Raw genomic sequence first — 14,008 nt, forward strand, 5'->3', positions numbered from 1 at the left:
CTCTGTATGAGCAGGTCTTACGTCCTCTCCACAGGCTATCACCGTGGAACTCACGGCCAATTTCATCAAATTCTTCGCCGCGTTCAGGTCGCGGTCATGATGAGTACCGCATTCCAAACATGTCCATTCGCGTATCGATAGCGGCATGCTTTCTTGTTTTGTCCAACACTTCGAGCAAATTTTACTTGATGCAAACCACCTGTCCGCTACGATGAGGTCACCACCACGCATCGCCGTCTTATACACCAACTGCCGCCGAAACTCGTGAAAGCCCATATCTCCGACCGCTCTTGCCAAGCGATGATTCGCCATCATACCGTTGACGTTCAAATCCTCAATGACGATCACACCGTATTGACTTACTAGTCTGGTGGTGAGTTTGTGCAGTTCGTCGTTGCGGATATTGGCTACCTTCGCATGGAGCTTCGCAAGTTTGAGCTTGGTTTTTGCTCTATTTTTGAGCCTTTTTGCTTACGAGACAAAGAACGTGACAAACGACGCAAACGATTCAAGAGTATTCTGTGCGGCTTTGCGCCTGTCACGAAGGTTCCGTCAGACAAGGTGGCTAATCGATTGACACCCAAATCCACGCCGACAATCGCTTGGTTTTCGCATATAAGACAATTTTAATGCTTCTTCTTTGAATTCTTTGTCGTACACTCGCATCTGGATTCCTTCTTCCTTTTTTATCATTTTGTCCAGAATTACGAGTTTGTTGACTTCACTAAAATGATACTGCTCCATTCAATCAAAAAACCAAGTATCCGATTCTGAACATCAGTCAGTCGATAGATCTTTCCTCGACGTATGATCCTTTGACTATCAGGATCAAAGATACATGTTGACGATAGATGAATGAGCTCGCTCATTCCCTTAATCGATCACTCCTCTGATCATCTGCATAGGAAACCGAAGTACCCGATTCTCTTGAGAATATCGTCGACAGACGTCCTCTCCATGTTCTTCGAGAAGATCGATTAACTCCTCCCGTGCAGCCCAGGGAATCGTCGCAAGTTCTTCCTGCGCCCAACCCAAACCCCGAACAGCCACATTCACATTCTCCCTTGGCCACCAGTATAAAAAACGGGATGCGAGCATTTCTGTTTTTTCAACACGAATTCCAGCTTTGGCAAACTCTTGTTCTATAGAGATCGCGGAAATGAAAAAGTTTTTCGGTTCCTTGCGACCATTTTGCTTCGCCAGGTCGATCAAAGGAGCCATCCAGTCCGCGAAAAACGGTGCGTCCATTTCGATCGGGAGTATGTTAAAAGCACTGACGATTCCTCCATCGCGCGTAACGCGCCTCACTTCTTTAAGCGCCTTAGGAATATCCGTCAGATGCAAAAAGGCAGCACCAACAACAGCATCAAACGATCCACTCTCAAACGGGAGAGCTTCCGCGCCAGCCTTCATAAATTGCACCCATTTACGAGTGCTTTCTTGCAGTTTCAGTCTCGCCCTCGACAACATCCCCATAGACGGATCCACGGCGATAAGACTTCCCATTGGCCCGATACGATCCGCCAACCCTCCATCAATCGTCAGCAATCCATCTCCACACCCGATTTCCAGTACGCGCATTCCTGGTTCAATGCCAGACCAGTTCACAAATGCTGCCCTTTGTGGAATCCAGTCCGGTGCCATTTTATGCACAGTTTCTTCCAGTACAATCGCCGAGTTAAATCTCGACACGTGCAGAATTCGAACACGCTGATCAAGATAACCTGATTGCTCAAGTGCGGCCGTGATTTCAATCAGATTGGCATGGCCCTGATTTGTCAAAGATACAACACGCCGTTCGCCATCCATTCGTATAGACATATTGCCCGTCAAAACACCGATGACCAATTCGTCCTGAAGTGAATAATCGACCCACGGACGATGGAGATGACCTAAAATGAATTGCCGTTCTGGCATATCCCGATAGTAAGCGATCGCTTGGTAGTTTTCGTATCGAGTCGCAATCACGTAAACTTCAACAAGAGCTGGCAACCCATGTGTTTGATAGTATGAGCGCATGCGCTGCAATGCTTGGTCAGCAAATTCAAATGTGACTTCGGGCGTTCCGGTCTCCTCATGAGCGATCCAGACAGCGGTTGACGCCGCGATTTCGTACAGGGCCGTTCGAGGAATTCGGTCAGGAATTGGCAAATTTTCACCGAATGCCATTGTTTGCATTTGTTCTGTCCATTGCATATCAATAATTGATTGGGCTTGGCCATCTAGATATTCAAAGATGTCATCATCAAATCGCGACCGTTTGCCCACACCAGCTAGCCATGGGCTTACGAGTAGACCAGCATTCATGAAATTCTGGATTTTATGAACGATCATATTGAGAATCATCCCCTTCAAAGTTCTGGAGCGCCAACAGAAACTACGTCAAAACGATATTTATTTAGAAAACATTTCCATTCTTACATTCCGAATTCACCACCAAGTTAACTGAGTTATCCACTATGTACGTACTCACATTATATCTCAATTTTCGCTATCATTCGGCGCCACCGCATCTTTTATATCACGCAATCTGAATGTACTCCACACATCCTGGAATGCTACGGTCGATACCTGGATATGAATGCCAAGGAAATAGATGATGTCCAATCAGAAGAATCACGAAGTCCCTGTCGAGGGCACGGCCATCGATCTGGTTGGAGAATCGGATATTATGCCTATCGGTCGCGGTGAATCCACCGATTTGCTGACAACGGTTCAGGTCCCCCCTGTCCTTTTCAACCTAAACATGATCACTGTGGAAGATCTTGGGCCAGCCACGCTTGAAAACTACCATGTGGTATTGTTTGTTTATTTTTAAACTGAAGATGGAACTGGGATCTCGTGGGGAGCAATCTAAAAGTCTTTTTCATCCGGGACGAAATGAAATTCTCCGATCTGGTGCACGCCTACTCTGTCACGAATATTCCAGGCAAACAGCGCGGACACAAATTACCATAAGCTTCCCGTGAACGCCACAAAAATAAAAACGTATTGCAACTAACCAACAGGACGGACAGATGACTTATTTTGTCGATTGGTCAGTCGACCGCGATGCACTCATCAACTATGAGCCGTCGTCGATAAACGGTTTGCGCGAATCTGAGCAGCTCGGACAGGCATCCCCCCGCAGATTGATAGAATCTTGGTTCAAAAACCGATTGAGATCACCAAAAATTTTAAACAGGCAGGAGAAACGTATGGAGCCTTTAAAGCGTGGGAGCGTGATGAACTGATTCAAAACCTTGTAGCGGCCATCGCACCGTGTGATGCGCACATCAAGTATTGTTTTGATCGAACTGTTCAAACTGTGTGACCCAGAGGATGGCCTGTGCGCGAAAGAAAGGCTGGCAAACGCATCGCCGATACCAAAAGGTGATCTCCTATGAGATCACCTTTTTAACTTGTGATGTAGACTCATTTCCTAGTTTCTCTTCCCTACCTGAGAAGTGAATTGGCTGGATAGGACATCCCCGCGATCACAGCCGCTTGATTTGGAGTGAGCGTATGCAAATCGTAGAAGGAGATCCCTAACGCCCCCGCGTCAGACGCCGCCTGGATAGCAGCCTCTTCCTCTAACCCGGTGGGACTGTAAGCGCCAGATCCAGAATTCGACCACATGTCGTACGATTCTGCAATGACCTCAATCGGCGTGTGTGGTGCGACCGCGCGGATGAGATGAATGGAATTCGTCACGTAGTGGTAAACCTGGCTAAATGTATAATTTTGTTCAAGACCATGCCAGTAATCCATCGGCGCAAACGCCGTAACGTAGTTCGCCAAGACGCCAAGAGGCGTCCCTCTCTGATCTTGCGGCGGAAAAATGGTCGCGACGTACGGCATGTTTGGTCCAATCAAATGGCGAATAAATTTCGAATAGGATCCCATGGCTTGGGCGGATAAATTCCCTTCAAAATCTCCCGTGTATCCGTCGGTCGACGAACCCATTCGTGTCTGATACGCCATGGCCGCTTGCGCATTTGCCTCGTCGACTTGCAAGTTTTGCAGAGAAGGGCTCGTCCAATTGATAACTGCAATACCCGCTTGATGCGCCATATTAACGATACGATCGAGAGGAAGTTGACCATAAAACCCATCACCACTGACCGCCGTTTCCAAGTAGAGATGCGTGATTCTCTCTTTTTTCATGGCAGAAATCATGCCTTTGGCACCAAGCGCCGCGTACGTTCCATACGTAGCCCATGTCCCTTTGCCCGCTAATATCTGAGCAGGATTCGTAAGAACCTTGATCGGAAGCGTCACGCGCTGCCCCGGAAACATGTGGCTCGTAATCGTCACTTGATCAGAACCCACAGTTGAACCCGCCGTAAAGTTTCCAATCGATGAGCGACCAGTAATCTTTGTTACCGTTTGTTTAAAGGTACCATCCTTGCCTTGAAAGATTACGTTCACAGGCAACGTGATGGTTGGTATTGGATTTCCAAATGCATCCACAGCCGCTGCCATCACCTGTACGGTTTTGCCTGCAGCGACAAACGGCGAAGGCGAAACCACCGCATCAAGCCTTACTGGCCGTCCAGGACGCATCGAATAGCTAGTGTTTGCCGATGAATAACCATTCGCCGTCACACTAAGAGAATAGGTTCCAGCCATGTACTGATCGGGTAATTGGGCCACAGCAACGCCCTGCGCGTTGGTAGTAGCTGTCGCTGAATTAACCTCACACTTGGTCGATAAAAGTCCCATCTCCCCGTCTGGGGTAATCGGTGTAAATGAGACGGTTACACCCGATGGAGCCGGGTTACCGTTAGCCAAGGTGAGTTTGGCCGAGACGGTTACGGTTGCCCCCGCCACTCCAGACTGTGATGGCGCGATCGCCTGAATGGTTCCTAGCCATTGGACATTCGCAGAAGTGTAAACGGATTGAATAACGTTTCCCGGCGATGACGCCGTCACCGTCGCTACCCCCGGCGCGGTTCCGCCGACGAGATTTCCTACCACTGTGCCGCCCGGTTGTTCAGCGGCTGCTGTATAGACTGATGAGACCACATTCTCCAGCGATCCACTGCCACTGACCTGCAGATAAATCGGGAATACAGCCGGCAACATGCTCGACGTTCCAGGATTTAAAGACAATGAAACGGGTGTCGATTGATTTGCTGAGATACTCGTATTCTGAATCGCGAGACTCGATCCAGTGACGGGTGCAATCACTTGAACACTGCTTGACACGCTCGACATTCCCGGACTACTCAAAGTAAACGTATAATCCCCAACTGCTGTAGGTGTCCACTGAAATGACGCTATTCCCGCTTGATCTGCCGCCTGGAATGTCACTGTGTTTCCGGATGGGTCCGTGACCGCAAGCGTAAGCGAACGCCCTGAATCCGCGGGATCAACGGTGAAACTCGATAGATTGGATGGATTGGGTGAAAGCACGTTTCCAAAAAGCGTATAGGTACTGCCCAATCCCATGACTGCAGGCATACTTTTTGAAAATGACAGAGACTGTGGGTCATACACCTGAAAATTCATCGACTGTGTCACCGATGTCCCTACAACCTCTGCTGTGACCGTATCGATCCCAGGCGAATTGGGTGCGGTGTAGGAACCGTTCGAGCCGATAGTTCCTGAACTCGCAACCAATGTCGCAGACCCCGGAAGCACAAGTTCACCATTTTGAACTTGATACGCAATCTGCGGAATTTTAGTACCGATATTGACCTGCTGGCTCGCATTCTCGGTATAAGGGAAACCGATCCAGACACTATTTGCAACAGCGTTTGCCATCATTGCAATCGCATGCGCTGAAACATTTTTTTCATGGTTCACAGCCTTCGAAAAACTCGTCTGTGTAATCGATGCAAAGGGTAGAAAAGCATTTTTTGCGTTCGGCGAAAGCAAGTTTAACTGTAATGCCAGGTCTACGATACCCCAATCTTTTCTAGGAATCGTACTAACATCCGATAAAAGCGGCTTTTGAGAATTCATCAGGTTCGCAACATCGGCAAGTCCCAATTCAGCAACCAATGCCTTGGCAAGATCGAGCCTCGTTGCAATCTGGTTGGGGGAAAAAGAAAAGAGTGACGTACCTGAGAGAATCCCATCACCCGCGACCGTTTCGATGGCCACTCGATTTGGGGTGTTAACATACACATCGCGAAACATTGGCCCTGTCGTGCTTTTCGGCAATGCAAAAGCCTGCATGAGATCGGCCGCGAGTTGTCCTCGATTTAAAGGTGAATAAATCATTTGAGCTGCCTGAACATCGGCGAGCGGGGCAAGTGTGCTCATGAGGGTGATCACAGTGCCTAAGATGAGAAATCGTGATGAACGCAGATTGACCGCTCCTCGTATACACTCTTATTTTTTGATAAACCACTTTTCAACAGGAGTTCTCTAGTGGAGGTTATTCCCGTATAAACCATAATTTATTATACAATTAAATTTCGAGTTTCGATAGATTTTAGTCATACAAAAAAATGACCCCGATTGCCGCAAAGGAAGCGCGTGAATCGTTGCGCGTTGCGGCAGCCAGAGGCCAACCTGACCATCTGCATCTGTATGAATCCGTGCAAAATACTATAAATTTCTCTACTTCATCAAGTCAACCAAATTGATATACCGTGTTGGTCATCACGCCAAACAGCCAGCTTCGATGAAGCGTCTTCACCGAGCGCGCGTCATCCGCCGTCCCCATCGCGTAAAACAGTGGCACAAAATGCTCCTTGCCGTTTGTCGGGACGGCGAGTTCGGCGTTTGGCGCTTCCTTTTCATACGCGAAAAGCGCGTTCACGTCCCACGCTGCCAGTTTTTCCTCAACCCACACCTCAAACGCTGCCGTCATCGCACGCACTTCCGGGTTGTTGCGATGCGGAATCAACTGAAAGTTGTGCACCGTCACGCCACTTCCAATAAAGAGCACATCCTCCTGGCGAAGAGACGCGAGCGCCTGTCCAATCGCGTACTGCGACTCCGGCGTCGCGTTCGGGTTGACCGACATCGCAATCACCGGGATGTCCGCCTGCGGATAAATGCGATGAAGAATGGTCCACACCCCGTGATCCAACCCACGCGCCGTATCCACATTCACAGGGATGTCACGCGCGCGCAGGCGATTTGCGATCTCCTCCGCGAGCGCAGGATCTCCCTTGGCTTTGTACTGCACGCGATAGAGCGGCTCAGGAAATCCGCCAAAGTCGTAGATCATCGTGGGGTCGACCACGCCGCTCACCTGCTGTACCGCGCTCTCCCAGTGCGCTGAAAACACAACGATCGCGCGCGGTCGGGGGATGCTTCGCCCGAGCGTCTCAAGAAACGCCGCATACTCACTCTCTTCGATCGCCACCATCGGCGAACCGTGCGCCACAAACCAAGCCGGTAGCATCGTGACACCTCCCAAATAACTTACTTTTTTATATCTGCTTTTATTATATCACTTCGTGAGAAGTCCTGCCACCGGACTGCTCGGCGACGCCACCGCCGATTTGACCATCCGTCCCGCGTTGTACGCGATCCTCCCCGCCTCAACCGCCAACCCCATCGCCTTCGCCATGGCAACCGGCCTTTCTGCCTTCGCGAGCGCCGTATTGACGAGCACCGCGTCCGCCCCGAGTTCCATCGCGAGCGCCGCGTCAGACGGCGCGCCAATGCCCGCATCCACGACGACCGGCACGCGACCGCCGACGACATCCATGATTCTGCGCAGCCGTTCAGGTGAGGTCAGACCCATGCCCGTGCCGATGGCCGAGCCAAACGGCATGATCGTGGCGCACCCCGCGTCAAGCAATCGCTTTGCCACCGTATGGTCATCCGTCGTGTAAGGCAGCACGACGAATCCTTCGGCCACGAGAATCTGCGCCGCTTCAATCGTCGCGATCGGGTCGGGCAGAAGCGTTCCGTCCGCCGGAATCACTTCAAGCTTCACCCAATTCGAGAGTCCCGCCGCGCGCGCGAGCCTTGCCGTGCGCACCGCCTCTTCCGCAGTTTGGCACCCTGCCGTATTTGGCAAGAGAAAGTAGCGGTCAAGATCAATGAAGGAGAGCAGCGACTCCTCGCGCTGATCGAGGTTGACGCGGCGCACCGCCACCGTGACCACTTCTGCCCCCGACGCGTCGAGCGCGTCGCGCATCTGCGCAAATGTCTCATACTTTCCCGTCCCCACCATCAACCGCGAGCGAAACGTACGGCCCGCAATCGTCAATTGATCATTCATTGAAAATCCCCCATTCATCATCGTTCTTTTTTACATGCAATCGTGTTCATCGCAGTCCTTTCACTCATGCGCCCTGCTCGTGTTTCAGCAAGCTGTGCGGGCGCACGCATCGAGCGCTTTAGCCGTCCTTCAGCAACCGCCGCCGCTTAACAGCCGCCGCCGACAAAGCGAATGATCTCAAGTACGTCGCCGTCCTCAAGCGTGCAGGCGGAGAACGCCTGGCGCGTGAGCACATCCCCGTTTCGCTCAATCGCGATGAACGGTTCATCAATCTTCAATTCATCAAGGAGCTGCCCGCCCGTCTCCAGCACACATTCGCGCACATGGCCGTTGACCGTAATCTTCATGAAAAAACCTCCTTACCTTGGCAAAAATGGCGCAAACGCGGTGACATCCGCGCGCCCGAGAAGATACTCGGAGATCCATCTCCCAGTGATTGGCGCAAGCAAAATGCCATTGCGAAAATGTCCTGTCGCATAGATCACACGGTCCGTCTCGGGATGAGGACCGAGCTGCGGTTTCGCATCCGCCGAGCCAGGGCGAAAGCCCACCCACGCTGACTCAAAGGATGCCGTTGCCAGATCAGGCGCCACCGCCTTTAGCGCGCCAAAGAGTGACGCAAGCGCCTCTGGCGTGACATCCCGGTTGAACCCCGCACCGTGCTCTTCTGACGCGCCGACGACGATCCGTCCATCTTGCTTTGGCACAAGGTAGACCGTCGACGCAAAGACCGTGTGAGTCAGGCGGTGCGCGCTGCGCGGACGCAGCGCGAAGATCTGCCCCTTCACGGGTGCGATCTCATTTTTCACGCGCGGAAGTCCAGCGATCTGGCCAGTCCACGCGCCAGTAGCGAGCACGACGCGCTTCGCCTGAAAGCGACCGGCAGACGTCGTCACGGTCACCGCTTGATCGACAACATCACAGCGGTACACAGCCGTCCCCTCGCGCACCTCTGTTCGCTTGCGTGCGGCGGCGGCAAGCGCCTGATGAACCATGGGCGCCGCAACGTTTCGGTCATCCGGCAGATCGAGCGCGCCATATGCATTTGCGAGCAGGGGTTCGCGCCGTTTCACCTCGTCGGATGAGAGCCACTCCGCACGGTCACCAAGCGCGATCTGCCAGGCGGCGCGCTTCTTTAGCTGCGCAACCTCTTTTTCACTGTGCGCGAGGCGAAGCGTTCCCCTTTGCGACAGTTGGATCGAAATCCCTGTTTCCTCGAACAGTTCGTCTGCGAGGGCGGGGTAGAGCGCCCGGCTTTTTATCGCTACGTCATACGCAGGCCCTGGCTCCTCCATCTCAAACTGCGCACCAAGCATGCCAGCGGCAGCACCTGACGCGCCGTCTTCACCAAGCGCGCCCTTTTCAAGCAGCAGCACATCTGCACCCGCCTGGCCGAGCCGCCACGCGATGATCGAACCGATCACCCCGCCGCCGATCACGATGACATCATACGTCTTTTCCATTTTTGCTCCCCCTCGTGTCGATCTGTCGCGAAAACGCCGCGCGCGGACGCACCGCGCAGCGCTCCATGCGCTCGATCAACGCTGCCGTCGCGGCGCGCGGATCGCGCCGCTCAAGGATCGCGCCGATGACGGCGATCCCACTGCATCCTGTTTGCAGTACAGCGTCCACATTCTCGGCGGTGATACCGCCGATGGCGATGACGGGAATGCGCAAGCGCTCGACGATCTCAGCGAGCCCAGTCACACCGCGCGGCGCGATACCCGGGTGCGATTGTGTCGAAAAAACGTGCCCGTACGTCACGTAGTCAACGCCTTGCGCCTGTGCCGCGAGCGCCTCGTCAAGCGCGTGCACCGAACAGCCGATAAGCCCTTGCCATCTGCACCTCTCGCGCAGCATGACCGCCGCTTCGATCGGCAGCGATTTTGCGGCGAGGTGCACCCCCGCTGCGTCTGTCGCCAGCGCAATGTCGACGCGGTCATTGATCAGAATGCGCGCCTGCGCCGCGCACTCGGCGAGCCGCGACTGGAGCGATCGCACCAGGTCGTGCGTCTCTGCGGCGGGCGCCTTTTTCTGACGAATCTGCAGAAAATCGGCGCCTCCCTGAGCGCTCTCTAGCAGTGCATCTTCAAGCGCGAGCGCGTGACGCTGTTGGTCACTGATGATGTGTAGAACTGCGCGCAATCAAAAGACTCCTCTCAAACGTAAAAAGGCCGCACCCAAGAAGGGCTGCGGCGGGTCTCCACTTTGAACCCAGCAATCACAAACTACCTCTACTATAGCATGAGAGAAAGCCCTACGCGATCGTTTCATTTGTGATACGATCCATGGGAGGAATCATTTCGGATCATCAAGAGATGGAGTGAGCTTTGATGCACCTTCGAGCAGACCACAGCGTGGCGCGCGCGCTGACGATCGCCGGATCCGACTCGGGCGGCGGCGCCGGTATTCAGGCTGACCTAAAGACCTTCACCGCGTTTGGCGTCTTTGGCGCATCGTGCGTGACCGCCGTCACCGCGCAGAACACGCGCGGCGTGCAGGCGATTCACGACGTGCCGACTGACGTGATCTCGCGGCAGATGCAGTCCGTGTTTGAAGACATCCGACCTCATTCCATCAAAGTGGGAATGCTGTCGAACGTTGCCACGATAAAAACGGTGGCGCGTGAACTGCAGCGCGCAGACCTCAAGAACGTGGTCGTCGATCCTGTCATGGTGGCCAAAGGCGGCGCGCCTTTGCTTACTGCGGACAGCACGGACGCGCTGCTCGCAGAGATCCTCCCCCTCGCGGCGGTGCTCACGCCAAACGTGCCCGAGGCAGAGGTGCTCTGTAACTTCTCCATTCGCACGATCGAAGATGCCAAAGAGGCGGCCATCCAGTTGAAAAGACGCGGACCGCGCATCGTGATCATCAAAGGCGGACACGCCGCGTGGGGTGACTCCCGCGAAGACAGCGCGCGCGATCTTGTGTATGACGGAAGAGCATTTACGACGTTTGCCACACGCCGTGTGCCGTCAACGAAGACGCACGGCACGGGGTGCACCTTCTCCTCGGCGATCGCCGCATGTTTGGCGCTCGAAATGAGCGAGCTCGAGGCGATCGGCACGGCCAAGCGGTATGTCTATGACGCCATCGTAGCGGCCGCGCAGTGGGACATCGGCGCGGGACACGGGCCGATTGATCACACGGCGTCTGTCGAGTGGAGACGAGGATTCACGGCAGGAAAAGACTACGATCTATAGCAGCGACCGCACAGGAATCGATGAGCCGAGTGCTCACTATTAAGGAGGATGAACCCGCATGAACCGTTCGGACGGCGCGCTGCGTGAGGCGCTGCGACTCTATCTTGTGACGGATGAGACAAGCGAAGAGAAGGTGCTGCTCCACACCCTGCATGAGGCGATCAGGGGCGGGGTGGGCACGATCCAGCTCCGGCGCAAAAACGCGCGCGGCCGGGATTTTGTCGCGCTCGGGCACGCCGTGCGGGCGCTCACGCGCGAGGCGGGGGTGCAGCTTATCGTCAACGACCGCGTTGACGTCGCGCAACTCGTCGAGGCGGACGGCGTACACATCGGTCAGGAGGATCTCCCCTGCGACGCCGTGCGGAAACTGCTGCCAAACATGCTCATCGGGGTGTCTGCCGCAACGCTTGACGAGGCACTGCGCGCTGAGGCGCAGGGCGCGGACTACCTCGCGTCGGCGCGGTGTATCCGACTTCCACGAAATCTGACGCGCGAAGCACCGGGCTCGCTGGACTCGAAGCGATCGCGCGCGCAGTATCGATTCCTGTCGTCGGGATCGGGGGCATCACACCTGCGAACGCAGCGGCCGTTTTTGCATCGGGGGCGGCGGGCGTCGCCGTCGTATCCGCGATCATGCACGCGCCCGATCCGCGGCGCGCCGCGCAATACTTCGCGCAGATCGGCGGCGTAGACGGCAACGGTTAGCAGCCACTTTGGTTATCGATGAGTTTAAAAACTGGGTTTTGACAAAAGGGGAAGGGGGCGCTTTACTCGTCGTTGGCGCAGTCTACTTGCTCAGCGTTCCTTGTTGAGATAAGGCTTGTTGGATCAGAGCTGCGTCACCCGGCTGATAATGATGATCATTGACCCAATGGGAATCAGCAAGTTGTTGTGCTTTTTCCGCAGCGGCTGTGGTTTTAACAAAAATCCCGTATGGAAGAATGATCTCCTGGATTTGAGGATTTGTTAAAGCTTGTTTACGGGAATAAGCGATTTCGTTTGTTGGAAAGTTCCCCAAGGAATGCGTTCTTACAAAGTCTCCGGAAGGCATGAGTATGTCAGTAAGAGAATACTCCATTTGCAACAATTGCGATTTTGTTAAAGGCACCGAGGACTGCGGTACCTGAGTGCCATTCATTGTTATGCCTAAAAAGGTTGGATTGGCAAAACCAAACAAAGTCAATGACACGATAGGTAATGCAACTAAACCGGCTATTTTTGACCTCTTTGCGATTCTCATCTCTCACTACCCCTTAACGAGTGTATTTTATTAGCTCATGAATTTGCTACATAAAAATTTCCCTCTGCATAATAAGGGGAGGGTTGCCCTGAACCAGTCCATTGTACTGTGGCAACGGTCGCGCTCATACTCATTCCAGATTACCAATAAAATTATAAGTAGACAAATAATATCGTCATAATTCAGACATCATCATATCCATGTTCCGCTGCTTCCGTACGAAATACCACAGAAACAGTATCACTTTTTCCTCGATTCCCACAGTTCTTGGCGGGAATCACCGCCGCCGTATGCTACGTACAGAGCAGGCACGCTCACAAGCGTCGCGACAGCCATCGCCAACCAGGTTGCCCTGCCTCCCCACAGACTTAACGTCCCGCCGATCAGGAGAAAACCGACCGCACCCATCCCCTGCGTCAGCGTTGATGTCACCGCGTACACGCGACCAAGCCTTTCTTCTGGCACACGGCTTACGCGCAAGGTCAGGTAGCCGATGAGCGTCACACCCTCCCCCACCCCGAGCAGTGCAGATGCTGCATCAAGCGGCACCACCGTTTTGCTCATCGCCACAAACAGCGCGGCGATACCCATGACAAGTTGACCGCCCACTGCCGCGATCGCGATACCGCGGGTCGGGATGCGCGAGGAGAGCAGCGTGCCGATAAAAGAACCGATCGCGTAGACGCTAACCGCCCACCCGACTTGCATGGCGTGATCGCCGAGCGTCCGGATGACAAAAAACGTGAGCGCGGGAATCAGCGCCATAAACGCAAATCGGTTGAACCCCCACAGAAGCGTGACGAATGTGAGCGCGCGATCACGGAACACTGTGTGCATCCCTTCACGAAGCTCTACGATGAACCGTCGCGGTGCAGAGGGGGATTCCACATCTTCGCGCCGGTCTGGCAAACGTTTGATGGCGAGTGCAGATGCTACAAAGGTTAACGCGTCGATGCCAAGCGTTCCGGTTGGCCCGATCGCATGGGTCAACACGCCGGCGAGAGGCGGCCCGATGACATAGGCGACGCTTTCGATCGCTTCAAAATACGCGTTCGCTCGCCCCAGATGGATTGCCGGCACGACACTCGGCATCGCTCCGGTGTAGGCGGCGCCAAAGAAAACTGTCAACACGCCGACGCCAAGCGCCACGACCATCACAACGGGCATCATCGCCACGTGCAGCAGCGCGGCAATAGGGATCACCCCCATGAGGAACGCCCGTCCCAAATCTGCGGTGAGCATCGTTTTCTTGCGGCTCAAGCGATCCACCCACACCCCTGCGGGCTTCCCAATCAGCAGCAGAGGCGCGGATTCAAGCGCCGTTCTTTCAAACTTACTCAAATCTACGCATAGGTAGCTTTGACGTTGAATTCCTGCTTCGTCGAGGTCGCC

General features: G+C 54.0%; 13 protein-coding genes and 3 pseudogenes. 6 read left to right on the forward strand and 10 right to left on the reverse strand.

Annotated elements, in window-relative coordinates:
• Positions 1–408 (reverse strand): annotated as a pseudogene (locus tag ATW55_RS13735) (RNA-guided endonuclease InsQ/TnpB family protein); the annotation flags it as partial.
• Here ATW55_RS13735 and ATW55_RS16905 point away from each other — a divergent pair.
• On the forward strand, positions 382–630 hold the full coding sequence (locus ATW55_RS16905) for a hypothetical protein (RefSeq protein WP_067719058.1): 249 nt from the start codon (positions 382–384) through the stop codon (positions 628–630). The pseudogene ATW55_RS13735 and the gene ATW55_RS16905 sit on opposite strands and share 27 nt — an antisense overlap.
• A 243-nt stretch (positions 631–873) precedes the next feature.
• On the opposite strand, the gene ATW55_RS13745 is transcribed toward ATW55_RS16905, so the two are convergent.
• Entirely contained in the window at positions 874–2,334 is a 1,461-nt protein-coding gene (locus ATW55_RS13745) for a class I SAM-dependent methyltransferase (protein WP_067719061.1), read from the reverse strand.
• Positions 2,335–2,599: 265 nt separating this feature from the next.
• On the opposite strand from ATW55_RS13745, the gene ATW55_RS13750 reads away from it, so the two are divergent.
• The 3 genes and pseudogenes from ATW55_RS13750 to ATW55_RS17390 all read left to right on the forward strand — a co-directional run bounded on the left by ATW55_RS13750 (position 2,600) and on the right by ATW55_RS17390 (position 3,313).
• Positions 2,600–2,818, forward strand: a complete 219-nt coding sequence (locus ATW55_RS13750) for a hypothetical protein (protein WP_067719065.1) — start codon at positions 2,600–2,602, stop codon at positions 2,816–2,818.
• An 11-nt stretch (positions 2,819–2,829) separates the two neighbouring features.
• A pseudogene (locus ATW55_RS17385) lies at positions 2,830–2,911 on the forward strand (catalase); the annotation flags it as partial.
• A 231-nt stretch (positions 2,912–3,142) separates the two neighbouring features.
• Positions 3,143–3,313 carry a catalase-related domain-containing protein gene (locus ATW55_RS17390; RefSeq protein ID WP_160327258.1) on the forward strand — a complete coding sequence of 57 codons (171 nt, stop codon included), beginning with the start codon at positions 3,143–3,145 and terminating at the stop codon, positions 3,311–3,313.
• A 122-nt stretch (positions 3,314–3,435) separates the two neighbouring features.
• Here the strand turns inward: ATW55_RS17390 and ATW55_RS13755 are convergent, their stop codons facing one another.
• From ATW55_RS13755 to ATW55_RS13780, 6 genes are all read right to left on the reverse strand, one after another.
• Entirely contained in the window at positions 3,436–6,252 is a 2,817-nt protein-coding gene (locus ATW55_RS13755) for a hypothetical protein (RefSeq protein ID WP_067719069.1), read from the reverse strand.
• A 313-nt stretch (positions 6,253–6,565) separates the two neighbouring features.
• Complete coding sequence (locus ATW55_RS13760; RefSeq protein WP_067719072.1) at positions 6,566–7,345, reverse strand: DODA-type extradiol aromatic ring-opening family dioxygenase; 780 nt, start codon at positions 7,343–7,345, stop codon at positions 6,566–6,568.
• Positions 7,346–7,393: 48 nt separating this feature from the next.
• Positions 7,394–8,173, reverse strand: a complete 780-nt coding sequence (locus ATW55_RS13765; protein WP_231877730.1) for a thiazole synthase — start codon at positions 8,171–8,173, stop codon at positions 7,394–7,396.
• 146 nt (positions 8,174–8,319) lie between these two features.
• Complete coding sequence (gene thiS / locus ATW55_RS13770; protein ID WP_067719080.1) at positions 8,320–8,520, reverse strand: sulfur carrier protein ThiS; 201 nt, start codon at positions 8,518–8,520, stop codon at positions 8,320–8,322.
• Between the two features lie 12 nt (positions 8,521–8,532).
• On the reverse strand, positions 8,533–9,636 hold the full coding sequence (gene thiO, locus ATW55_RS13775) for a glycine oxidase ThiO (RefSeq protein WP_067719084.1): 1,104 nt from the start codon (positions 9,634–9,636) through the stop codon (positions 8,533–8,535).
• Positions 9,620–10,318 carry a thiamine phosphate synthase gene (locus tag ATW55_RS13780; RefSeq protein ID WP_067719087.1) on the reverse strand — a complete coding sequence of 233 codons (699 nt, stop codon included), beginning with the start codon at positions 10,316–10,318 and terminating at the stop codon, positions 9,620–9,622. Before ATW55_RS13780 ends, thiO begins: the two co-directional genes overlap by 17 nt.
• Positions 10,319–10,506: 188 nt before the next feature.
• On the opposite strand from ATW55_RS13780, the gene thiD reads away from it, so the two are divergent.
• On the forward strand, positions 10,507–11,376 hold the full coding sequence (gene thiD, locus ATW55_RS13785; protein ID WP_067719092.1) for a bifunctional hydroxymethylpyrimidine kinase/phosphomethylpyrimidine kinase: 870 nt from the start codon (positions 10,507–10,509) through the stop codon (positions 11,374–11,376).
• Positions 11,377–11,434: 58 nt separating this feature from the next.
• A pseudogene (thiE, locus tag ATW55_RS13790) lies at positions 11,435–12,081 on the forward strand (thiamine phosphate synthase).
• A gap of 82 nt (positions 12,082–12,163) precedes the next feature.
• Here the strand turns inward: thiE and ATW55_RS13795 are convergent.
• Positions 12,164–12,616, reverse strand: a complete 453-nt coding sequence (locus ATW55_RS13795) for a hypothetical protein (RefSeq protein WP_067719095.1) — start codon at positions 12,614–12,616, stop codon at positions 12,164–12,166.
• Between the two features lie 240 nt (positions 12,617–12,856).
• Positions 12,857–14,008: MFS transporter (locus tag ATW55_RS13800; RefSeq protein WP_153005171.1), on the reverse strand; the 1,152-nt coding region annotated here is incomplete at its 5' end.

Origin of the sequence: Ferroacidibacillus organovorans (assembly GCF_001516615.1) — a bacterium.
Taxonomy (GTDB): domain Bacteria; phylum Bacillota; class Bacilli; order Alicyclobacillales; family SLC66; genus Ferroacidibacillus; species Ferroacidibacillus ferrooxidans_B.